General features: G+C 69.8%; 19 protein-coding genes. 14 read left to right on the top strand and 5 right to left on the bottom strand.

Features of this window, described 5'->3' with window-relative positions; all coding sequences use genetic code 11:
* Positions 1-47: 47 nt before the first annotated feature.
* Both ACZ7OO_RS01090 and ACZ7OO_RS01085 read right to left on the bottom strand, forming a co-directional pair.
* Entirely contained in the window at positions 48-1,805 is a 1,758-nt protein-coding gene (locus ACZ7OO_RS01090; protein ID WP_471500218.1) for an ABC transporter substrate-binding protein, read from the bottom strand.
* Between the two features lie 82 nt (positions 1,806-1,887).
* The gene (locus tag ACZ7OO_RS01085; protein WP_471500216.1) at positions 1,888-2,877 is read right to left on the bottom strand and encodes an ABC transporter permease; all 990 of its coding nucleotides are present in this window, start codon (positions 2,875-2,877) and stop codon (positions 1,888-1,890) included.
* A gap of 544 nt (positions 2,878-3,421) precedes the next feature.
* Here ACZ7OO_RS01085 and ACZ7OO_RS01080 point away from each other — a divergent pair.
* Genes ACZ7OO_RS01080 through ACZ7OO_RS01060 form a run of 5 tightly spaced genes read left to right on the top strand, consistent with a single transcriptional unit; the run spans position 3,422 to position 9,002 of the window.
* Positions 3,422-5,050: a peptide ABC transporter substrate-binding protein gene (locus tag ACZ7OO_RS01080; protein ID WP_471500214.1), complete on the top strand. Its 1,629-nt coding sequence runs from the start codon at positions 3,422-3,424 to the stop codon at positions 5,048-5,050.
* 6 nt (positions 5,051-5,056) lie between these two features.
* Complete coding sequence (locus ACZ7OO_RS01075; protein WP_471500212.1) at positions 5,057-5,980, top strand: ABC transporter permease; 924 nt, start codon at positions 5,057-5,059, stop codon at positions 5,978-5,980.
* Positions 5,973-6,953 carry an ABC transporter permease gene (locus ACZ7OO_RS01070; protein ID WP_471500210.1) on the top strand — a complete coding sequence of 327 codons (981 nt, stop codon included), beginning with the start codon at positions 5,973-5,975 and terminating at the stop codon, positions 6,951-6,953. The genes ACZ7OO_RS01075 and ACZ7OO_RS01070 overlap by 8 nt, the downstream gene beginning before the upstream one ends.
* Before the next feature lie 8 nt (positions 6,954-6,961).
* A complete protein-coding gene (locus tag ACZ7OO_RS01065; RefSeq protein ID WP_471501220.1) occupies positions 6,962-7,936 on the top strand; it encodes an ABC transporter ATP-binding protein in 975 nt (324 codons plus the stop codon).
* Positions 7,929-9,002, top strand: a complete 1,074-nt coding sequence (locus ACZ7OO_RS01060) for an ABC transporter ATP-binding protein (RefSeq protein ID WP_471500208.1) — start codon at positions 7,929-7,931, stop codon at positions 9,000-9,002. The genes ACZ7OO_RS01065 and ACZ7OO_RS01060 overlap by 8 nt, the downstream gene beginning before the upstream one ends.
* A 159-nt stretch (positions 9,003-9,161) precedes the next feature.
* Here ACZ7OO_RS01060 and ACZ7OO_RS01055 read toward each other — a convergent pair whose 3' ends face one another.
* Positions 9,162-11,282, bottom strand: coding sequence for an alpha/beta fold hydrolase (locus ACZ7OO_RS01055; protein ID WP_471500206.1), 2,121 nt, complete (start codon positions 11,280-11,282; stop codon positions 9,162-9,164).
* Positions 11,283-11,471: 189 nt separating this feature from the next.
* Between ACZ7OO_RS01055 and ACZ7OO_RS01050 the strand changes: the two genes are divergently transcribed.
* From ACZ7OO_RS01050 to ACZ7OO_RS01015, 8 genes are all read left to right on the top strand, one after another.
* On the top strand, positions 11,472-11,666 hold the full coding sequence (locus tag ACZ7OO_RS01050) for a hypothetical protein (RefSeq protein WP_089098958.1): 195 nt from the start codon (positions 11,472-11,474) through the stop codon (positions 11,664-11,666).
* Between the two features lie 88 nt (positions 11,667-11,754).
* Entirely contained in the window at positions 11,755-12,636 is an 882-nt protein-coding gene (gene mshB, locus ACZ7OO_RS01045; RefSeq protein ID WP_471500204.1) for an N-acetyl-1-D-myo-inositol-2-amino-2-deoxy-alpha-D-glucopyranoside deacetylase, read from the top strand.
* Positions 12,633-13,049, top strand: coding sequence for a DUF6113 family protein (locus ACZ7OO_RS01040; protein WP_471500202.1), 417 nt, complete (start codon positions 12,633-12,635; stop codon positions 13,047-13,049). Before mshB ends, ACZ7OO_RS01040 begins: the two co-directional genes overlap by 4 nt.
* A 155-nt stretch (positions 13,050-13,204) precedes the next feature.
* On the top strand, positions 13,205-15,517 hold the full coding sequence (locus tag ACZ7OO_RS01035; protein ID WP_471500200.1) for a hypothetical protein: 2,313 nt from the start codon (positions 13,205-13,207) through the stop codon (positions 15,515-15,517).
* Between the two features lie 140 nt (positions 15,518-15,657).
* Complete coding sequence (locus ACZ7OO_RS01030) at positions 15,658-16,602, top strand: ABC transporter ATP-binding protein (protein WP_471500198.1); 945 nt, start codon at positions 15,658-15,660, stop codon at positions 16,600-16,602.
* The gene (locus ACZ7OO_RS01025; protein WP_471500196.1) at positions 16,599-17,339 is read left to right on the top strand and encodes an ABC transporter permease; all 741 of its coding nucleotides are present in this window, start codon (positions 16,599-16,601) and stop codon (positions 17,337-17,339) included. The genes ACZ7OO_RS01030 and ACZ7OO_RS01025 overlap by 4 nt, the downstream gene beginning before the upstream one ends.
* 5 nt (positions 17,340-17,344) lie before the next feature.
* Positions 17,345-18,544, top strand: coding sequence for a sensor histidine kinase (locus ACZ7OO_RS01020; protein ID WP_471501218.1), 1,200 nt, complete (start codon positions 17,345-17,347; stop codon positions 18,542-18,544).
* Positions 18,541-19,155 (top strand): response regulator, encoded by a 615-nt coding sequence (locus ACZ7OO_RS01015; protein WP_471500194.1) that lies wholly within the window; start codon positions 18,541-18,543, stop codon positions 19,153-19,155. The genes ACZ7OO_RS01020 and ACZ7OO_RS01015 overlap by 4 nt, the downstream gene beginning before the upstream one ends.
* A gap of 297 nt (positions 19,156-19,452) precedes the next feature.
* Here ACZ7OO_RS01015 and ACZ7OO_RS01010 read toward each other — a convergent pair whose 3' ends face one another.
* Complete coding sequence (locus ACZ7OO_RS01010; RefSeq protein WP_471500192.1) at positions 19,453-20,340, bottom strand: transglutaminase family protein; 888 nt, start codon at positions 20,338-20,340, stop codon at positions 19,453-19,455.
* A 43-nt stretch (positions 20,341-20,383) separates the two neighbouring features.
* Complete coding sequence (locus ACZ7OO_RS01005; RefSeq protein WP_471500190.1) at positions 20,384-21,388, bottom strand: GNAT family N-acetyltransferase; 1,005 nt, start codon at positions 21,386-21,388, stop codon at positions 20,384-20,386.
* Positions 21,389-21,528: 140 nt separating this feature from the next.
* Between ACZ7OO_RS01005 and fdxA the strand changes: the two genes are divergently transcribed.
* Positions 21,529-21,849: a ferredoxin gene (fdxA, locus tag ACZ7OO_RS01000; RefSeq protein WP_007495984.1), complete on the top strand. Its 321-nt coding sequence runs from the start codon at positions 21,529-21,531 to the stop codon at positions 21,847-21,849.
* Positions 21,850-21,902 lie beyond the last annotated feature (53 nt).

The following is a 21,902-nucleotide window of genomic DNA, read 5'->3' as shown; positions in this document are numbered from 1 at the left end:
CGTAGGGGGGCGGCCAGGTCGCGGCCGCCCCCCGAGGGTCTGTGCGCTTACTTCTTGACGTACAGCTTGCAGAGCGCGACGCAGGTGTTGCCGGCGTCGTAGACGACGTTGCCGATCTTGGATCCGTACATCCAGTTACGGATGGAGTGGTAGTCCGGGACGACCGCCGCGAGCTCCATGATCTGCTTGTCGATGGCGCCCCAGGCCTTGTTGGCCTCGGCGACGTCGGCGATCTTGGCGGCCGCGTCGATCGCCTTGTTCACGCTCGGGTCGTTCAGCTGGGCGTAGTTGCTGCGGCCGTCGCCGATGTTCTTGCCGCTCCAGCAGGGGTAGAAGACCGAGTAGCCGTTCGGCCAGTCCGGGCTCCAGCCGGCCGCGAACAGGTCGTAGCCGTTGTCGATCTTGCCGATCTGGGTGTAGAAGGTCGTCTTGTCGACCTGCTGGTTGACGACCTGGAAGCCGGCCGCCTCAAGGGCGTTCTTGATGGCCACGGCCTGCTTCACCGCGTTGTCCGACTGCTGGTAGGCGATGACCAGCTTCTGGCCGACCTTGCCGGCCTCCTTCAGCAGCGCCTTGGCCTTGACCGGGTCGCCACCGGGCTTCGTGGTCACGCCGTACAGGTCGAACTTCTTGTAGCCGGGGGTCACCGGGCTGAGGATGGTGCTGGCCAGCTCGCTGGTGGAGGCGCCACCGCGGATGGTCTGCAGCTGCTGGTGCGGCCACGCCCAGTTGATCGCCTGGCGGACCTTCACGTCCTTGATCCGGGTCATGTTGATCGGCCAGTAGTAGGTGACCGTGTCGACCTGGGTGAGGACGCGCTTCTTCAGCGAGGCGTTGGTGAGGACCTGCGCGGTGCGCTCGGCGGCGACCTCGTTGAAGATCGACATCGCGTACTGGTCGTTGCCCTTGTCGGCGATGTAGCGGTCGGTGGAGGCGACCGGCTGGAAGCCGAACTGGAAGATGTACTTGTCCGGGTACGCGTTGCGGATCGAGTCCGTGGCGGCGTCCCAGTGCTCGTTGCGCACGTAGGTCATCGACTTGCCGATGCTGCGGCTGTCGATCTTGTAGGGGCCGAGGGAGTACGGACGCTTGTCGTACTTCTCCTTGGTGTCCTTCTTCTTGTTGACGAGGCCGTAGCCCGGCATGCCGAGCGTGTAGTTGAAGTCGGTGCGCGGCTCGGTGAGGTTGAACGTGATCGTCTTGCCGGAGATCTCGATCGAGGAGAGCTTCTTGCCGTCGTAGGGGCCCTTGTACTTGTCGCCGCCGACCAGCCACTGCTGGACGTAGCGGGGGCCCTCGGTCACGAAGGAGGCGAAGAGGCGCTCGAAGGTGTGGCGGACGTCGTCCATGGAGAGGTCGGTGCCGTCCTCCCACTTGATGCCGTCCTTGATCGTGAACGACCAGGTCTTGCCGCCGTCCTTCATGGTGCCGGCGTCGGTCGCGACGTCGCCGACGAGCGTGGCGCCGCCCTTGTCGTCGACCTTGTAGCCGGTCAGACCGCGCAGGATGGGGCGGGTGATGGCGCCCTCGGTGGAGACGTAGATCTGCGCCGGGTCCAGGTGGTCCATGTCGAACTGGTCGAGCGAGTAGACCGTGCCGCCCTTGACCGCGCCCGGGACCTCGGGCGCCGGACCCGTGGAGTCCGCCTTGGTGCCGACCGGGATGTTCATGGTCTTCGCGCCGGAAACGGACGGGACCTGGGACGAGCCCTTGCTGTCGTTACCGCTGCTGCAAGCGCTCAGCACGGTCGTGGAAGCCGCAGCCACACCGGTGGCGATCAGGAAGTTTCTGCGAGAAAAAGACATGCTGAGCCTGCCTATAGGGGTCAATTCGGATGGTCGGAACCAGCCGGACGTCATCGAACCGGGCCGGGTGGTGCAGGGATCGCTACCGCTTGGACTTCGGGTCGAGCGCGTCGCGCACGGAGTCACCGAGCAGGTTGAAGGCGAGAACGAAGATCACCATGGAGATGCCGGGGAAGAGCATGAAGGTGATGTCCTCGGTGTAGAACTGCGCGCCTCGGCCGATCATCACGCCCCAGTCGGGGGTCGGATCGATCATGCCTACGCCGAGGAAGGCCAGGCCTGCCTCTGCGGTCACGAAGGCCGGCAGCAGCAGAGTGGACTGGATGATGATCGGAGTCCAGAGGTTGGGCAGCAGCTCCTTGAACACGACGCGCATCGGTGACGCGCCCGTGACCTTGGCCGCCTCGACGAACTCCCGCTCGCGCAGGCCGAGCACCTGTCCGCGCAGCAGTCGCGCGATCGACGCCCAGCCGAAGGCGGACAGCACGATGATCAGCGCGGTGGCGCGGAGCCAGGTCGGGATGTTCTCGTCGGGAGCGACGAAGAAGCCGAAGACGACCGGCATGAACGCGATGAAGAAGAGCGTGGACGGGAATGACAGCAGGATGTCGATGACCCGGCTGACGAGGTAGTCCGTCTTGCCGCCCAGGTAACCCGCCGTGACACCGATCACGACGCCGAGGACCGTGGTGAGCAGGGCGGCGGCCGTCGCGATACCGAGGGAGTTGCGGATGGCGTACAGCAGGAACGTGAAGACGTCCCGGCCGAGCTGGGGCTCGATGCCGAACCAGTACTCCGAGCTCATGCCGCCGTTGGGCCCTGCGGGGTACGAGAAGGCGTTGAGGAGCTCGGGGTGCTGGGTGGTGTAGGTGGTGTACGGGTCCTTCCCGTACAGCTTCGCGATGAGCGGCGCGGCTATGCCGATCACGAAGAAGAAGATCACGAGGTAAGCGGATATAACGCCCGTCCGGTCGCGCCTGAAACGCTTCCAGGCCAGACGGCCCGGCGACCTGCTCTCGCTGCCCTTCGAGCCGTCCGAAGTCGTCGACTTCTTCTCGGTCTCGTCGGTCACCTCGAGCGGGGCAGCCGCGGATGGAGTTGGGGGGGTCATGGTGCTCCTGGCCCAAGGGAGGGTCTGATGACTCCGCAGGGCACTCCCCTACGGGCTACGCCGGACTTTTTCAACGCAATTCACTCAAGGTCAATAAATTCTCGGGCGGCTTGGGTTTCTATTTACTTTCTTTGCCTTGGCTTGACCGTTCCGTAGCTACGCGGGTAGCACCTTGTGATCGGTCCGTGCTTTAGTTCGGGCGAACTGCGCCAAACGGGCAAGGAGTTCGATATGCGGACTCGAGTGTGCCGAAATGCGTACATCGGCGGGTTGCAATCCAACGTTTCGGCATCGTTACGCGTAGATCCATTGCGTCGTGGACTCAAGATCCTCGAGCGGCTCTCAAGGGTCCGCCTGCAATCGGGTGACGTGTCCCTCTAAAGGTCGTCATGGGGCTCCCGGGGGGCCGCCGTTCGGGGCAGTGGGTGAGCGTTATCGACCGATTGGGTCGATATTGACCGGTAACGGATCACTCGCGGATCACCCTTCACGGAGGAGGCACGCCATGCGTTCAGCCACGCACGCCCGATGGGCGGCCTGCGCGGTGGTGACGGCGCTCGCCGCCACGTCCTGCGGGGGCGGCGGCAGCAGCGGCGGAGGCGGCGGCAGCGCCGTACTCAGCTCCTCCTGGGGCGACCCGCAGAACCCCCTGGAGCCCGCCAACACCAACGAGGTCCAGGGCGGCAAGGTCCTCGACATGATCTTCCGTGGCCTGAAGAAGTACGACCCGAAGACCGGCAAGGCCCAGGACATGCTCGCTCAGAAGATCGACACGAGTGACTCGCAGAACTACACGATCACCGTCAAGGACGGCTGGACCTTCTCCAACGGGGAGAAGGTGACCGCCAGGTCCTTCGTCGATGCCTGGAACTACGGGGCGAGCCTCAAGAACAACCAGAAGAACGCCTATTTCTTCGGGTACATCGAGGGGTACGACAAGGTCCACCCCGACAGCGGCGGCCAGAGCGCCGAGGCGCTCTCCGGTCTGAAGGTCGTCGACGACAGGACCTTCACGGTGAAGCTGAACCAGAAGTTCTCCGGTTTCCCCGACACGCTCGGCTACGCGGCCTTCGCCCCGCTGCCCCGGGCCTTCTTCACCGACCACGCCGGCTGGCTGAAGCAGCCGGTCGGCGACGGGCCGTACGCCATCGAGTCGTACACCAAGGGATCGCAGATGTCCCTGAAGAAGTGGGACGGCTACCCCGGTGCCGACAAGGCGCAGAACGGCGGAGTGACCCTCAAGGTCTACACGGACAGCGACACCGCCTACACCGACCTCCTCGCCGGCAACCTCGACCTCGTCGACGACGTTCCCGCCCCACAGCTGAAGAACGTCAAGAACGACCTCGGCGACCGGTACATCAACACCCCGGCCGGCATCATCCAGACCCTCGCCTTCCCCTACTACGACAGCGCCTGGAACCGGAGCGGATCGGACAAGGTCCGCACTGGGCTTTCCATGGCCATCAACCGGAAGCAGATCACCGACACCATCTTCCAGAACACCCGCACCGCGGCCACCGACTGGACCTCGCCGGTGCTCGGCCTGGTGGGCGGCTTCAAGGAGGGGCTGTGCGGGAGCGCCTGTGACTACGACCCCGCGCAGGCCAAGAAGCTCATCCAGGAGGGCGGGGGACTGCCCGGCGGACAGCTCAAGATCACGTACAACGCCGACACCGGCTCGCACAGGATGTGGGTGGACGCCGTGTGCAACTCCATCAACAACGCGCTCGGCAACGACAAGGCGTGCGTCGGGAATCCGGTGGGCACCTTCGCCGACTTCCGCAACCAGATCAGCCAGCACAAGCTGACCGGACCTTTCCGCGCGGGCTGGCAGATGGACTACCCGCTCATCCAGAACTTCCTCCAGCCGCTCTACTACACCAACGCCTCCTCCAACGACGGCAAGTGGTCCAACAAGGACTTCGACAAGCTCGTCGACCAGGCCAACGCCGAGGCCGACACCGACAAGGCCGTCGGAACCTTCCAGAAGGCCGAGGAAGTCGTCCGCGACAACATGGCCGCCATTCCGCTCTGGTACCAGAACGGCAGCGCCGGCTACTCGGAGCGGCTCTCCAGCGTGGCTCTCAATCCGTTCAGCGTCCCCGTGTACAACGAGATCAAGGTCAGCTGACGCGGCATGGGGCGCTATGTCGTCCGGCGGCTGCTCCAGATGATCCCGGTGTTCATCGGGGCCACGCTGCTGATCTTCCTGATGGTCAATGTCATGGGCGACCCGATCGCGGGGCTGTGCGGAGAGCGGGCCTGCGATCCGGCGACCGCCGCCCAGCTGAAGAGGGATTTCGGGCTCGACAAGCCCGTGTGGCAGCAGTACCTCACCTATATGGGGAACGTCTTCACCGGGGACTTCGGTACGGCGTTCAACGGGCAGCCGGTCACCGAGCTGATGTCCACCGCGTTCCCCGTCACCATCCGGCTGACGATCGTGGCCGTCCTCTTCGAGGTCGTCATCGGCATCACCCTCGGAGTCCTGACCGGTCTGCGGCGTGGGCGGCCCGTCGACACCGGGGTGCTGCTGGCGACCCTGGTCGTCATCTCCGTACCGACCTTCGTCACCGGCCTGCTGCTCCAACTCCTGCTCGGGGTGGAATGGGGCTGGATCAAACCCTCCGTCTCCCCGGACGCCGCCTTCGGCGAACTGATCGTGCCGGGACTCGTCCTCGCCTCCGTGTCGCTCGCCTACGTCACCCGGCTGACCCGCACCTCCATCGCCGAGAACAGACGGAGCGACTACGTCCGTACGGCCATTGCCAAAGGGCTGCCCCGGCGCCGGGTCATCGCACGGCACCTGCTGCGCAACTCCCTCATCCCCGTGGTCACCTTCATCGGTACCGACATCGGCGCACTCATGGGCGGCGCCATCGTCACCGAGCGGATCTTCAACATCCACGGCGTGGGCTTTCAGCTCTATCAGGGGATCCTGCGGCAGAACACCCAGACGGTCGTGGGCTTCGTGACCGTCCTCGTCCTTGTCTTCCTCGTCGCCAACCTCCTCGTCGACCTCCTCTACGCCGTACTCGACCCGAGGATCCGCTATGCCTGAACGGCCGTTCGAGCAGGACCGGGCCATCGCCGGCACCGGCATGGGCGGGGCGATGGACCTGGCGGCGACCGAAGCCGAGACGCTGGAGAGGACGCCAGGGGGCCCACTGGGCACGGGTCCGGCCGGCAGGCCGCGCTCGCTCTGGTCCGACGCCTGGCGGGACCTGCGCCGCAACCCGGTCTTCATCGTCTCCGCCCTCGTCATCCTCTTCCTCTTCGTCATCTCCCTGTGGCCGTCGCTGATCGCCTCCGGCAACCCCCTCAAGTGCGACCTCGCCAACGCCCAGGAGGGCTCCCAGCCGGGCCATCCCTTCGGCTACGACGGTCAGGGCTGCGACGTCTACACACGGACCGTGTACGGGGCCCGTACGTCCGTCACGGTGGGCGTCTGCGCCACGCTCGGGGTCGCGCTGTTCGGGTCGGTGCTCGGCGGGCTCGCCGGGTTCTTCGGCGGGGCCTGGGACGCGATCCTGTCCCGGATCACCGACGTCTTCTTCGCGATCCCGGTCGTCCTCGGCGGTCTCGTCCTCCTCTCCGTGGTGACCAGCAACACGGTCTGGCCGGTCATCGGGTTCATGGTGCTGCTCGGCTGGCCCCAGATCTCCCGGATCGCCCGCGGCTCGGTGATCACCGCCAAACAGAACGACTACGTCCAGGCCGCCCGCGCGCTCGGCGCCTCCAACTCCCGGATCCTGCTGCGGCACATCGCGCCCAACGCCGTGGCCCCGGTGATCGTCGTGGCCACCATCGCGCTCGGCACCTACATCGCGCTGGAGGCGACCCTGTCGTACCTCGGCGTCGGCCTGAAGCCGCCCAGCGTCTCCTGGGGCATCGACATCTCCGCCGCCTCGCCCTACATCCGCAACGCCCCGCACGCGCTGCTGTGGCCCTCCGGGGCCCTCGCACTCACCGTCCTGGCCTTCATCATGCTCGGCGACGCGGTGCGCGACGCCCTCGACCCGAAGCTGAGGTGAGCGCCGCCGTGCTGCTCGAAGTGCGCGACCTGCACGTGGAGTTCCGGACCCGGGACGGGATCGCGAAGGCGGTCAACGGGGTCTCCTACGCAGTCGACGCGGGGGAGACGCTGGCCGTGCTGGGGGAGTCCGGGTCAGGGAAGTCGGTCACGGCCCAGGCGGTGATGGGGATCCTGGACATGCCGCCGGGGCGGATCGGCGGGGGCGAGATCCTCTTCCGCGGGCGGGATCTGCTGAAGCTCAAAGAAGAGGAGCGGCGGAAGATCCGGGGCGCCGAGATGGCGATGATCTTCCAGGACGCGTTGTCGGCGCTGAACCCGGTGCTGAGCGTGGGCGACCAGCTCGGCGAGATGTTCGTCGTGCACCGGGGGATGTCCAGGAAGGCCGCGCGGGCCAGGGCGGTCGAGCTGATGGACCGGGTGCGGATCCCGGGCGCGGCCCAGCGCGTGCGGGACTATCCGCACCAGTTCTCCGGGGGCATGCGCCAGCGCATCATGATCGCCATGGCGCTGGCCCTGGAACCGGCGCTCATCATCGCCGACGAGCCGACCACGGCGTTGGACGTGACCGTCCAGGCCCAGGTCATGGATCTGCTCGCGGAGTTGCAGCGCGAGTACCACATGGGGCTGATCCTGATCACCCACGACCTGGGCGTGGTCGCGGACGTCGCCGACCGGATCGCCGTGATGTACGCGGGGAGGATCGTGGAGTCCGCGCCGGTGCACGACATCTACAAGGCGCCCGCCCACCCTTATACGCGCGGACTCCTCGACTCCATCCCGCGCCTGGACCAGAAGGGGCAGGAGCTCTACGCCATCAAGGGCCTGCCGCCCAACCTCATGGACATCCCGCCGGGGTGTGCCTTCAACCCGCGCTGCCCCATGGCCCAGGACGTGTGCCGCACCGACGAACCACCGCTGTACCAGGTGGATCAACACCGGGGCAGTGCCTGTCACTTCTGGAGGGAGTGTGTCAATGGTTGACGCGGTGGTTGAGCCGATCCTGGAAGTGAGTGGACTGGTCAAGTACTACCCGTTGACCCAGGGCGTCTTGATCAAGAAACAGATCGGTGCGGTCAAGGCTGTTGACGGTGTTGACTTCGTGCTCAACAAAGGAGAGACCCTCGGCATCGTCGGGGAGTCCGGCTGCGGCAAATCAACAGTTGCCAAGATGCTGGTCAATCTCGAGCGGCCGACGGCGGGGTTGATCAAGTACAAGGGCGAGGACATCACCAGGTTGAGCGGGCGGGCGCTGAAGGCCGTCCGCCGCAACATCCAGATGGTCTTCCAGGACCCGTACACCTCCCTCAACCCCCGGATGACCGTGGGCGACATCATCGGGGAGCCGTACGAGATCCACCCCGAGGTGGCTCCCAAGGGCGATCGGCGCAGGCGGGTGCAGGAACTGCTGGACGTCGTGGGTCTCAACCCCGAGTACATCAACCGCTATCCGCACCAGTTCTCCGGTGGCCAGCGGCAACGCATCGGCATCGCAAGGGGCCTGGCGCTCCGCCCCGAGGTGATCGTCGCGGACGAACCGGTGTCCGCGCTGGACGTCTCCGTCCAGGCCCAGGTGATCAACCTGCTCGACCGGCTCCAGAACGACTTCGACCTGTCGTACGTCTTCATCGCCCACGACCTGTCGATCGTGCGGCACATCTCGGACCGGGTCGGGGTGATGTACCTCGGGCGGATCGTGGAGATCGGCAAGGACGAGGAGATCTACGACCATCCGACCCACCCGTACACCCAGGCCCTGCTCTCCGCGGTGCCGGTACCGGACCCGGAGGCCCGGGAGCACCGGGAGCGGATCATTCTGAGCGGGGACGTCCCGTCGCCGACGAACGTGCCGTCGGGGTGCCGGTTCCGCACGCGGTGCTGGAAGGCCGAGGAGCGGTGCGCCGTGGAGGTGCCGGCGCTCGCGGTGCCCGCCGCGTTCCGGCTGGAGCCGGGGCCGGCCGCCCATGACTCGGCCTGTCACTTCGCGGAGGAGAAGCAGGTGGTTCCGCCGGAAGAGCCCCCGGGCGATCTTGTCGACGGGGGTACATAACGGTATGAGCCGGGGTCAATCGCGTTAACACACAGGCAACTTCTCTGACCCGGTCTCGATATACGGACGCGGCACGCTTGTCAGCGTACGGCCGTGCGGGTGCCGTAAACGGGCCGGGGCGCGCCATGTCGCCCCGGCCCGTTGCCGTGCGCGCAGCGCCTACGCGAGGCCCAGCGAACGCTTCAGGAAGTCCAGCTGGAGCAGCAACAGGTTCTCCGCCACCTGTTCCTGCGGGGTCATGTGGGTCACGCCGGACAAGGGCAGTACCTCGTGCGGGCGGCCCGCGGCCAGCAGGGCGCTGGACAGGCGCAGTGAGTGGGCCACCACCACGTTGTCGTCCGCCAGGCCGTGGATGATCATCATCGGGCGGTGCGGGTCGGCCGCGTCGACCAGGCCCGCGTCGTCGATCACCGAGTTGCGGCGGTACACCTCCGGCTGCTCGCCCGGGTGGCCGAGGTAGCGCTCCTGGTAGTGGGTGTCGTACAGCCGCAGGTCGGTCACCGGGGCGCCCACCACCGCCGCGTGGAAGACGTCGGGCCGGCGCAGGGCCGCGAGCGCGGCGAGGTAGCCGCCGAAGGACCACCCGCGGACGGCCACCTTGGTCAGGTCGAGCGGGAAGTCGGCGGCGAGTGCCTGGAGCGCGTCGACCTGGTCCTGGAGGACGATCGCCGCGAGGTCGTCCTTGATGGACTTCTCCCAGGCCGGGGAGTGGCCGGGAGTGCCCCGCCCGTCGGCGACGATCACCGCGAAACCCTGGTCGGCGAACCACTGGGAGGTGAGGTGGGCGTTGTGCGCGGCGACCACACGCTGGCCGTGCGGGCCACCGTAGGGGTCGAGCAGAACCGGAAGGGGAGTGTCCCCGTGGTAGTCCCGTGGCATAAGCACGGCGCACGGAATTCGACGTGCGCCCCCCTCGGTGAGTGTCACGCGCGGGGACAGACCAGGATCTTCTGCGTACGACATGACAGTTGCCAGATGTTTTCCGTCACGCAGCACCTGGACGCGGGCGCCCGGCCTGTCCAGCGCGGCGGACACCAGAACGGTCACGCCCCCGGCGCGCACGGCCGTGTGCACGCCGGGCTCCTGCGACACCCGCTCCACGCCGAGTTCGTTGACGCGGTAGACGTGTACCTCGCCGATCTCGGGGGACTCGGCCTCCTCGCCGGCGGAGGCGGAAACCAGCACGTCATCGGCGGTCACGTCGAGAACCGCACGGATGTGCAACTGGGCACCCGTGAGCGGCCGTTCACCCACCGCGAGCACTCGGGCGCCGCCCTCGTCGATGATCCGGACCAGCTGTCCGGAGGGGCTCCAGCAGGGCACTCCACCGAACAGTTCAAGCCATGTTGGATCTTCGTCCGCATGCACCATCCGGGTCGCCCCCGACACCGGGTCCACGGCGAGGAACAGCTGGCTGCGCTGGTCGCGCGCCTGCACGAGCAGCAGGGGGGCACCCGCCTCTGACCAGTGCACATGCGCCAGGTACGGGTAGCGCGCCCGGTCCCAGGAGATCTCCGCGCGCTCCCCTTCGAGGTCGTAGGCGAACAGCCGTACGTCCGCGTTCCCGGTGCCCGCCGCCGGGTAGGCGACATGGTGTGGCTCACGCTCGGGGTGGGCCGGGTCGGCGATCCACCACCGCTGCACCGGCGTGTCGTCCACGCGGGCCACGAGCAGCCGGTCGGACCGCGGCGACCACCAGAAGCCGCGCGAACGCCCCATCTCCTCGGCCGCGATGAACTCGGCCAGTCCATAGGTGACCTGTGCCGACTCGGGCTCCGCCAGCGCCCGGTCGCCCTCGCCGTCGGTGCCCACGACCCGCAGGGCGCCCTCCACGACGTACGCGACATGGCGGCCGTCGGGGGACGGGCGCGGGTCGATCACCGGCCCGGGGACGGCGAGTTCGCGTGTGGTGCCGGCTCTGAGCTCCGCCGCGAAAAGCCGCCCTGACAAGGCGAAAGACGCCAGCTCCAGGGTCGCGTCGGTGGCGTAGGCGACAATGCCGGCACCGCCCTCACGGCTGCGTTCGCGACGGGCCCGCTCCTGTGCCGAGAGGTGTTCCTCGGCGCCGCCGAGCAGGGTGCGCGGGTCCGCCGCCAGGCGCTCCTCGCCGCTCGGCACATCGAGAACCCACAGGGAATTGGCCCGGTCCGTACCGGAACCGGAGCGCAGAAACGCCACGCGGGAGCCGTCGGGGGCCACGGTGAACGCGCGCGGCGCGCCGAGCGTGAAACGCTGGGTGCGGGCGTGCCGGCGGGGGAATGAGACAGCTTCGGTCTTCATGCCCCGACCATATTGGCCATGCGCCCCCTTGTGCGGCCGTGCGCCGAGCGATGCGCGAGCACGCATAGTTATGATCACTACCGCTGAGTGGGTATGAACCTGCTGGCTTACGCATGGATTTGCTGTCCCGATCTACAACCCCCATACCCGAACCCCCCGCGTCCCTGGGATCTTTGGAGGTGAGCCGCCGTGGCACTCTCGATTTCGGCGGTGGTGCTGCTGGCGATCATCGTCTTCTTGCTGATCAAGAAGTCGGGTCTGAAGGGCGGGCATGCGGTCGTCTGCATGCTGCTCGGTTTCTATCTCGCCTCGTCGACCATCGCACCGACGATCAGCGATCTGACGACCAACGTCGCCAGCATGATCGGCAGCATCAAGTTCTGACCCGGATCACCCTCCGGCCCGGTCGACCTCGTCGACCTCTCGACCGGGTCTGCGTGGCGCTGTCGGTGCCGTTTCGTAGGGTGGGCACATGACGGAACCGCCCGCCCGACCGCTACCCGCCCGGCGTCTGCTGCTCGTGCACGCGCACCCGGACGACGAGTCGATCAACAACGGCGCCACCATGGCCCGCTATGCGGACCAAGGTGTCCATGTGACGCTGGTCACCTGCACGCTCGGCGAGGGCGGCGAGGTCATCCCGCCCGAGCTGCGGCATCTGACCGGCGTCGCGCTCGGCGAGTACCGGATGGGGGAACTCACCGCCGCCACGCGTGAGCTGGGTGTCGACGACTTCCGGCTGCTCGGCGGCCCCGGCCGCTACCGCGACTCCGGGATGACGGGCCTGCCCGACAACGACGCACCCGGCTGCTTCTGGCAGGCCGACGTCGACGAGGCCGCCGGGCATCTGGTCGAGGTGATCCTGGAGATCCGACCCCAGGTCCTCGTCACCTACGACGACAACGGCGGCTACGGCCACCCGGACCACATCCAGGCCCACCGCGTCGCCATGCGGGCCGTCGAGCTCGCCGCCGAGGCCGGCCACCGCGTCTCCAAGGTCTACTGGAACCGCGTCCCCCGCACGGTCGCCCAGGCCGCCTTCTCCCGGCTCCACGACGATCTGCCCGGACTGCCGTTCGAGAAGGCCGCCGCCGTCGACGACGTACCGGGTGTGGTCGACGACCACCGGGTCACCACCGAGATCGACGGCACCGCGTACGCCGCCGCGAAGACCGCCGCGATGGCCGCCCACGCCACCCAGGTCGAGGTGGCCCCGCACGGCGCCCCCTACTTCGCGCTCTCCAACGAGCTGGCGCAGCCCGTGTTCACCACGGAGTACTACGAGTTGGCGGGCGGCGAGCCGGGCGCCGGACGCGAGACCGACCTCTTCGCCGGTATCGGGGAGGCGTCATGAGTTCCGCCGGACGCGGCTCGATGCTCGCGCAACCGTTGCAGCGGCCCTCCGCCGGGCGGATCGCGGGCCTGCTCGGGCTGATCGTGCTCGGCGTGGTCGTCGGCCTCGCCGGGGCCCTCGTCCAGGCCGCCTGGTTCCCCGGCGGACTGCTGCTCGCCCTGGCCGGCGCCGCCGGGCTCTTCCTCGGCGGGTCGCGGGCGGTGGGCAGCCGGTCCGGGGCCGTGGCGCCCGCGTTCGGCTGGGTCGTCGCCGTCATCCTGCTCACCGCCAGCAGACCCGAAGGTGACTTCCTGTTCGGTGCGGGAAGCGGTTCTTACCTCTTCCTGCTCGGCGGCATGGCGCTTGCTGTGATCTGCGCCACAACAGGTTTGGGGCGGCAACCCGACGCGGACGGCGCCCGACTTGGCAAGTGACGTACCACTTCGCCGTGGGCCGCGCGTGCGAGTCCGGTGTGGGTTTCCCCGGCGGTCATGGGATAAGCGCCAGAAGTGGCCAGTATGGTGGTGCGCGCCGCCGAGCCGCCCGAGCAAGGTCGTACGGGCGGCGGAGCCAACCGGGAGAACCTGCCTTGAGTCGTGAAACTGACACTCCTTCCTCCGGGCCCGACGGGCACGGCGGAGCCGCATACCCCTCGGGCACACCGCCGTACGGGACCCCCATGGCTTCCGACGACGGTAAGGCCGCGGGCCGTCCGGCCGCGCGGCCGGAGGAGCGCAAGACCGAGACCACGCTGACGACCCGGATCCGGATCAACATCCCCGGATCCCGGCCGATTCCGCCCGTGGTCGTCCGTACCCCTGTCGCGGACGCCGAGGGCGGCGCCGGCGAGGAGACGGGCACGCACGCGCAGCCGACGGGCGCCGCCATGTCCACCGGCACCGTCGAGCCGCCCGCCGACACCGCGCCCGCCACCGGGGAGAAGCCCAGCGACTGGTTCGCGCCGCGCAAGTCCGGCCCGGCCAAGGGCGGTCAGCGCGGTGGCGCCGGCAACGGCGCCGGTACGCCCACCGGTTCGCCCGCCCCGGCGCCGAACGGCCCGGCCGCGCAGGGCGCCCTGGGCGCTCCGCGTCCGAACGGCGGCCGCCCCGGCGGTGTCGTCGGCTCCATGAGCGTGCCCGGCACGTCCCGGCCCGGCGCGACCAACGGCGCGGGGATGCCCACGGGCGCGACCGGCGGCCCGGTGGCTCCCGGGCACGGCGGCGGCACCGGCTCCTTCGACGTGACCGAGGCGCTCGCCGCGGGCCCGCTCGGCGGCCCCCGGGGCGGCGCGAAGGACCCCGGCGAGCCCCGCCGGGACGAACTGCCGTACTTCTCCGAGAACGGCGGCCAGAACGGCGCCCAGCCCGGTTCAGGCGCGCCCGGTGGCGGCCCGGCCGGTCCCGGCGGCCCCAGCGGCTTCAACGGCCCCGGTCTCCCAGGTGGACCCGGCGGCCCGCAGGGCCCGGCGGGCCCCACCGGCGGCCCGGTCACCGGCGACGGCCCGTTCGTACCGCCGGTCAACGGCGGCGATTCCTTCGGCGGCCCCGGCGGTCCGGGCGGCGCGTCCTTCAACGGCGGCGAGCCCTTCGGCGCGCCCAGCACCCCCGCCGGCCCGGGCGGCCCCGCCCGACATGCCGCCCTGGCCGGACCCGGCGCGCGCCCCGCCCCCGCCGATCCCGGCCTCGGCCCCGGCGGGGGCCTGAGCGACGACACCGCCATCCTCACCCCGCAGAAGCCCGCCCGCCAACCGGGCACGCCCGGCTACGGCACCCCGGCGGACAACGTCTCCGGACACACCGTCACCAGCGGCATCCCGGTCGTACCGCCGGGCGCGAACTCCCCGTTCGGGCCGGGCGCGCCCACCGACGGGCCGTTGCCGCACACGCCCCCGAAGCTGCCCGAGCCGGTCTCGCCGCCCCCCGCCGAGTCCAAGGGCAAGGCCAAGGCCAAGGCCAAGAAGAAGCGGGGCAAGCTGCCGCTGCTCGTCGGTGTCGTGGTGGTCGCCGGCCTCGGTGTCTACGGCGCCGGGCTCCTGATGAACCACTCCGACGTGCCCAAGGGCACCACCGTGCTCGGCGTCGACATCGGCGGTGGCACCCGCGACGACGCCGTCAAGAAACTCGACGACGCGTTCGGCTCGCGGGTGAACAAGCCGTTGAAGCTGTCGGTCGACGGCAAGGCCGTCTCGCTGCCGCCGGACCAGGCGGGCCTGCAGTTCGACATCCAGTCCACGGTCGGGGCGGCCGCCAAGAGCGACTACAACCCGGTCTCCGTGATCGGCTCCCTGTTCGGCCAGAAGAGGGTCGTCCAGCCCGTCATGCCGGTCGACGAGGAGAAGCTCCAGGCCGCTCTCAAGGGGCTCGGCGGCAGCTCCGGTTCGGTCACCGAGGGCACGATCAAGTTCGTCTCCGGCAAGGCCGTCGCGGTCTACGGCAAGGCGGGCAAGGGCATCGACGCGGCCGCCTCCACGAAGGCGGTCGAGCAGGCGTACGAGTCGATGGTGGAGACGAACGCGGCTTCCGCGGTCGTCGTACCGACGGCCACCGTGCAGCCGACGGTCTCCAACGCGGAGGTCGACCGCGAGATGAAGGCGTTCGCGGAGCCGGCGATGTCCGCCAAGGTGTACGTGCAGACGGACGCGGCGCACAGCATCCCGTTCGGGCCCGTGTCCCTGCCGAAGATCCTCGGCTTCAAGGCCGTGGACGGCAAGCTGGTGGAGACGTACGACCTGGTGGCGCTCAAAGAGGCGTACGGCAGCACCTTCGACGGCGTGCTGATCACCCGGGGCACCGGGCAGAAGACGGCCGTCACCCCGCAGGACGTCGCCTCCGCGCTGCGCAAGGCGCTGGTCGGCAAGACGACGGCGGAGCGGGTCGGAGTCATCGACACGAACCCCAGCTGACGCCCACTCCGAGAGGGGGCGCCCGGTGAGCACCGGACGCCCCCTCTCGCGTGTCACGCCGTGCGGATGACATCTGTCATACGGCACTCCGGACGGTCGGCACTGCCCCCGGCCAGGGGCTCGCCGCCAGCATGGACGGCATGACAACGACAGCGGCGACGACCACCACCGGCACCCCGGTGGTGGTCGGGTTCGACCAGGTGAGCAAGACCTACGGGAAGGTGCGGGCCGTCGACGGGCTCTCGCTGCGGCTGCACCCGGGGGAGACCGTGGCCCTGCTCGGGCCCAACGGCGCGGGCAAGTCGACCACGCTCGATCTGCTGCTTGGCCTCAAGCAGGCCGACACCGGCTCGGTGAGCGTCTTCGGCATGACCCCACGCGAGGCCATCGTCGCCGGCCGGGTCGGCGCGATGCTGCAGAGCGGCGGCCTGATGGACGAGGTCACGGTCGCCGAACTCGTCAGGCTGGCCTGCCGGCTGCACCCGAGGCCCTACAAGGTCACCGACGTCCTCGCCCGCGCGGGCATCTCGCAGATCGCCGACCGCAAGGTCAACAAGCTCTCCGGCGGCCAGTCCCAGCGGGTCCGCTTCGCCCTCGCGACCGCAGGCGACAGCGACCTGATCGTCCTGGACGAGCCGACCACCGGCATGGACGTCTCCGCCCGCCAGGCCTTCTGGGCCACCATGCGCGAACAGGCCGACCAGGGCCGTACCGTCCTCTTCGCCACCCACTACCTCGAAGAGGCCGACGCCATCGCCGACCGGGTGCTGGTGCTGCACCGGGGCCGGCTGCTGGCCGACGGCACCGCCGCCGAGATCAAGGCCAAGGCGGGCGCGCGCCGGATCTCCTTCGACCTGGAGGGCGAGATCGACGAGGCGTCGCTGCGGGCGCTGCCGTTCCTCACCGCCATCGACGTCTCCGGCCAGACGGTCCGCGTCCAGTCGTCCGACGCCGACGCCACCGTCCACGCCCTCTACGGCCTGGGCGTCTACCCCCGCAACCTCGAAGTCGCCGGGCTCGGCCTGGAGCAGGCGTTCGTCGCCATCACGGAGGCCGAAGAGGCCAAGGAGGCCACGCAGTCGTGAACGCCTTGATCAAGCTGGAGCTCGCCCGGGCCCTGCGCAACCGCAAGTTCCTGTTCTTCTCGGTGATCTACCCGTCGATCATCTTCCTGCTGGTCGCCGGCCAGGGCGGCACCAGCCAGACCGTCGACAACTCGGGGCTCTCCCTGGCGGCCTACGTCATGGTCTCCATGGCCTCCTTCGGCGCCCTGACCGCTGTCCTGATGGGCAACAGCGAGCGCATCGCCAAGGAGCGTGAGAGCGGCTGGGTACGGCAGTTGCGGCTGACCACCCTGCCCGGGCGCGGATACGTCCTCGCCAAGACCGCCAGCGCCGCCGTGGTCAGCCTCCCGTCCATCGTGGTCGTCTTCCTGGTCGCCGCATCCGTGAAGCACGTACGCCTCGACGCCTGGCAGTGGCTCGCCCTCACCGGCGCCATCTGGGCCGGCAGCCTGGTCTTCGCCGCCCTCGGCGTCGCCATCGGCTACCTCGCCTCCGGGGACGCGGTCCGCCCGATCACGATGATCACCTACTTCGGCCTGTCGATCCTGGGCGGCCTGTGGTGGCCCTCCTCCGCCTTCCCGACCTGGCTCCAGGACATCGCGAAGTGGCTGCCCACGCACGCGTACGCTGCACTGGGGCGGGCCATCGAACAGAGTCAGGCCCCGCACGCCCAGGACATCGCCATCCTCGTCGTCTTCTTCGCCCTCTTCGTCGGCGGCGCGGCCTGGCTGTACCGGAAGGACACGCTGAAGGCGTGAGCACGATGACGGAAGACCTGCGGCCCGGCGACGAAGCCAGGGCGGAGCGGCTGGTGCGGATCGGCCTGCCGCCCCGCAACCGGGGCGAGGCGATGCGCAAGCTGGTATGGGTCCTGCCCTGGCTGGTCTTCCTCGCCTCCCCGGCGGACGACCTGGCCTCCGGCCACCACACCACAGGGGCCACGGTGGCCGGCTGGGCGGGCCTGACGGCCTTCGTCGGGATCTACCTGTCCATCGTGTTCCGCTCCATGGGCCGGCCCTTCCGGGGCCGGGTCGTCTCCGCCGCGATCGCCGTGGAGTGGACGCTCGCGGTCGTCCTGGCGCTCAGTCTCGGCAGCTCCTGGCTCGGCCTGTTCGTGTACGTGTCCGTCATGTGCGGGGTGACCTTTCCGCTGCGGGTGGCCTACTGGACGATCCCGCTGACCACCGCCGCCATGATGCTGGCGGGCTGGCACGCCCACGACCTGGGCGAGGCCTGGGGCCTGTTCCTGGTGGTGCTCCTGGTCGGCTACTCCATGACCGGTGTACGGCAACTCGTCGCCACCACCGTCGAGTTGCGCAAGGCCCGCGCCACCGTCGCCCAACTGGCCGCGAACGAGGAGCGGTTGCGGCTCGCCCGCGACCTGCACGACCTGCTGGGGCATTCGCTCTCCCTCATCACCCTGAAGAGCGAACTGGCCGGCCGGATGCTCCCCGACCACCCCGGCAAGGCGGCCCAGCAGGTCTCCGACATCGAACAGGTCAGCCGGCAGGCCCTGGTGGACGTCCGCGAGGCGGTCACCGGCTACCGGCGTCCCCGGCTCGCCGCCGAACTCGCGGGCGCCCAGGTCGCCTTGACCGCCGCCACGGTCACCGCCGAGGTCCCGGCCGACCCCGACCTCACCGGCGTACCCGAGGACGGCGAGGCGGCCCTCGCGTGGGCACTCCGGGAGGCGATCACCAACGTCGTACGGCACAGCGGCGCGACCGCCTGCACGGTGGAGCTGCTGCGCCGCCAGACCCTGGACGGCCCGGTCCTCGAACTCTCCGTCGAGGACAACGGCACGGGCGGCTCCGGCAAGGGTCCCGGCAACGGCCTCACCGGGCTCACCGAGCGCCTGGAGAAGGCCGGCGGCACGCTGGAGGCGGGCCGCCTGAAGCACGGTTTCCGGCTGGTCGCCCGGGTCCCGCTCGGCGTCGGCGTGGCCGTAGGATCCGGGGCATGAGCAGCACGATCAAGGTCCTCCTCGCCGAGGACCAGTCGATGGTCCGCGAGGCGCTGGCCGCCCTGCTGGGCCTGGAGGACGACATCGAGGTCGTGGCCCAAGTAGCGCGCGGCGACGAGGTGTTGGCGGCCGCGCGGGAGCACGCCATCGACGTGGCCCTGCTCGACATCGAGATGCCGGGCTGCACGGGCATCGAGGCGGCGGCCCAGCTCCACAAGGCGCTGCCGACGGTGAGACTCGTCGTCCTCACCACTTTCGGCCGCCCCGGCTACCTCCGCAGCGCGATGGAGGCGGGCGCCGACGCGTTCCTGGTCAAGGACGCCCCCGCCGCCCAACTCGCCGAGGCCGTCCGCAAGGTCCTGGCCGGCGAGCGCGTCATCGACCCGACCCTGGCCGCGGCGGCCCTGGCGGAGGGCGCCAACCCGTTGACCGACCGCGAGCGAGAGGTCCTCCGCGCGGCGGCCGACGGCTCGACGAACGCGGAGTTGGCGGCGGCGCTGCACCTTTCGCAGGGGACGGTACGGAACTACCTCTCGACGGCGATCCAGAAGCTGGCGGTACGGAACCGGGCGGAAGCGGTCCGGATCGCGCGGGAGAAGGGCTGGCTGTAGCGCCCGGCCGCCTACTCGTCGGGGACTTGCTGGTCGACTTGGTCGAGCACCCGGGCCATCTCGCGCAGCACGCCGACGAAGACCTCGCGCTGGTCCGCGCCGAGCGCGGCCGTGCGCGGTGAGGGAGACCATCGATACCCGCCGGCGCCATCAGCGCGGACCGCGCCGCCAGCTCCTCCTCGGTCGGGCCCGCGCCGAGGCCCACAGCCCCCGGACTGCTCGGTCTCACCCAGCCCGAATCGGCCTGACGGATCTCCGGCGTGCGGGGTCGCCCCCGCCGCCCGGCGGCGGTCCCGCTCAGTTCAGACGGGCCCGCGCCGCCCGGGCCTCTCCCCGGACCTTCTCCGCCGCCCCCTCGTCCACCGCGTCGATCAACCCCGCGTACTCCTCCAGCTCCTCGGCGCCGTCGACGAAGTCACCCCGCTGCACCAGCAGCCGCGCCCGGTCGTACCGCAGCCGGGCCGGGTGGGAGGGCATCAGCAGTGACAGGTCCACCGCCCACAGACCCACGTCCGACCGCTCCGGCCGGGCCGCCGCCCACGCCCGTACGTTGTTGAGGATCCGCCGTAGGACGTCCAGCGGATCGGCCGGTTCCAGCATCTCCGGCTCCAGCGGCACCCCCGCCGCGCCCACCACCAGCGTCTGCGCGTCCGCCCCGCTCAGCACCCGCCCCCCGTCGAACGGATCGGCCAGCACCTGGTCCTCGGCCGGCCCGAACCCCACCACGAAGTGCCCCGGCAGCGCGACCCCGTACACCGGCGCTCCCGCCCGCCGCGTCACCTCCAGCCACACCACGGACAGCAGGATCGGCAGCCCGCGCCGCCGGCGCAGCACCTCGTGCAGCAGGGAGGACTCCAGCCGGCGGTAGTCCGTTGCGGCGCCGTGGAAGCCGAACCGTTCGCCCAGCACCCGGTGAGCCGCCGTGGCCCAGGCCAGCGGGCCGCCCGGCCGGTACGGCAGCTGCCCGGCCAGCCGGTCCAGCTCCATCTGCGCCGCGTCGATCCCGGCCTCGTCCAGTGAGCCGTCGGCCGCGGCGCCCAGCAGCAGACACAGCGTCGCCAGATCGGGCCGCTCGGACCGCGCCTCCTCGGCGAACCGCCGCCCCACGTCGGCGGCCCGCTCCGGCGACGGCGGACGCGGATGCGGACGTGGATCCGGGTCTGGGTCTGGAAAAGGGGGATGCATAGCTGTTTCGTGCCCTTCCGGAATGATCCGTACCGCGGCGGCCTCAGAAGCCGTCCGCCTCCGGCGCCCTGTAGTGGTGGTACGCGTGGTGCGCCCCGAACCCCAGCCCGGTGTACATCGCCCGCGCCCCCGCGTTCTCCGCCTCCACCTGGAGCCAGGCCGCCGAAGCGCCCTCCTCCAGCGCCCGCCGGGCGAGCGCGGCCATGACCTCGGTGGCCAGCCCCCGCCGCCGTAGGGCCGGATCCACCTCGACGGCGGCGAACCCCGCCCACCGGCCGTCCACCACCAGGCGCCCGACGGCCGCCGGGGCGCCCTCGCCGGGAACGGTCGCGAACCACACCGAAGGACCGCCCCCCAGCACCCGCAACGCGACCTCGCTCAACCCCTTGCGCTGGTAGCGCGCCAGCCAGGCCTCGTCGGCCGTCCGGGAGAGCACAACGCCGGCCCCCTCCGCCAGGTCCGCCACGGGCGCCAGAGCCCCGATCCACAGCTCGGCGCTCACCTCACGCACCCAGCCCCGCCGCTCCAGCTCCGCGCAGAGCAGCTCCTGCGTGCCCTCGGCGCCGGTAGCGGTCTGCACATACGCGGGCAGCCCCCGCTCGCCGTACCACCGCCGTACGACGTCCAGGGCCGCGTCGAGCGGCAGCCCCGGCTCGCCGAGCGGCAGCACGCTGTTCGCCCGCCGGGTGAACCCTCCGGCGGCCCGCAGCTCCCACTCGCCGAGCTGTTCGCTGTCCACCGGCCGCCAGCCGCGCGAGGCGACACGCGCGAGTTCCCGATAGGTCGCCGCCGGTCCGCGCCGCCGCGCCGGGGCCGCCGGGGCGACCTTGGCCGCCACCAGCGCGGACTCCGGTATCCGGACGGTCTCACCGTCCCGCCGTGTGATGGTCAGCATGCCGGCGTCGTCCCATGATGTGAGAACACCCACCGTGTCGGTGAACTTCTCCCCGGTGACACCATTTCCTGTCAAACGGCGCACTGAGACCCGTTTACCCACGTCAGCAGCGGTGATACGGACCTCGAAGCGTCCTGCGGCCGAGATTTCCACTGGTCAGTTCACCCCTCCTGTTCGGATCATGCCCAAGAACGGAGATACTAGAGGCGGGCATCGACGACGCCGCGCTCCCGCGCGCCAGGCGGCGGAGCCTACGGAGGCCCGCCAGCGCCCAATCGAGGAGGAACGACAGCGTGACCTACGTCATCGCGCAGCCTTGTGTCGACGTGAAGGACAAGGCGTGCATCGAGGAGTGCCCGGTCGACTGCATCTACGAGGGCCAGCGGTCCTTGTACATCCACCCGGACGAATGCGTTGACTGTGGTGCCTGTGAGCCGGTCTGCCCGGTCGAGGCGATCTTTTACGAGGACGACACTCCGGAGGAGTGGAAGGACTACTACAAGGCCAACGTCGAGTTCTTCGACGAGCTCGGCTCTCCCGGCGGCGCCAGCAAGCTGGGCCTCATCGAGCGCGACCACCCCTTCGTCGCCGCGCTGCCCCCGCAGGCCGAGTAACCCATACCGGCGGCCCGCCGCACCACCGTGCCGCCTCGGTCCCGTACGGCCTG

The sequence above is a fragment of the Streptomyces sp. NPDC111744 genome (assembly GCF_055634995.1).
Note: the sequence above shows the minus strand (reverse complement) of the source record. Positions and strands in the feature narration are given on the sequence as shown.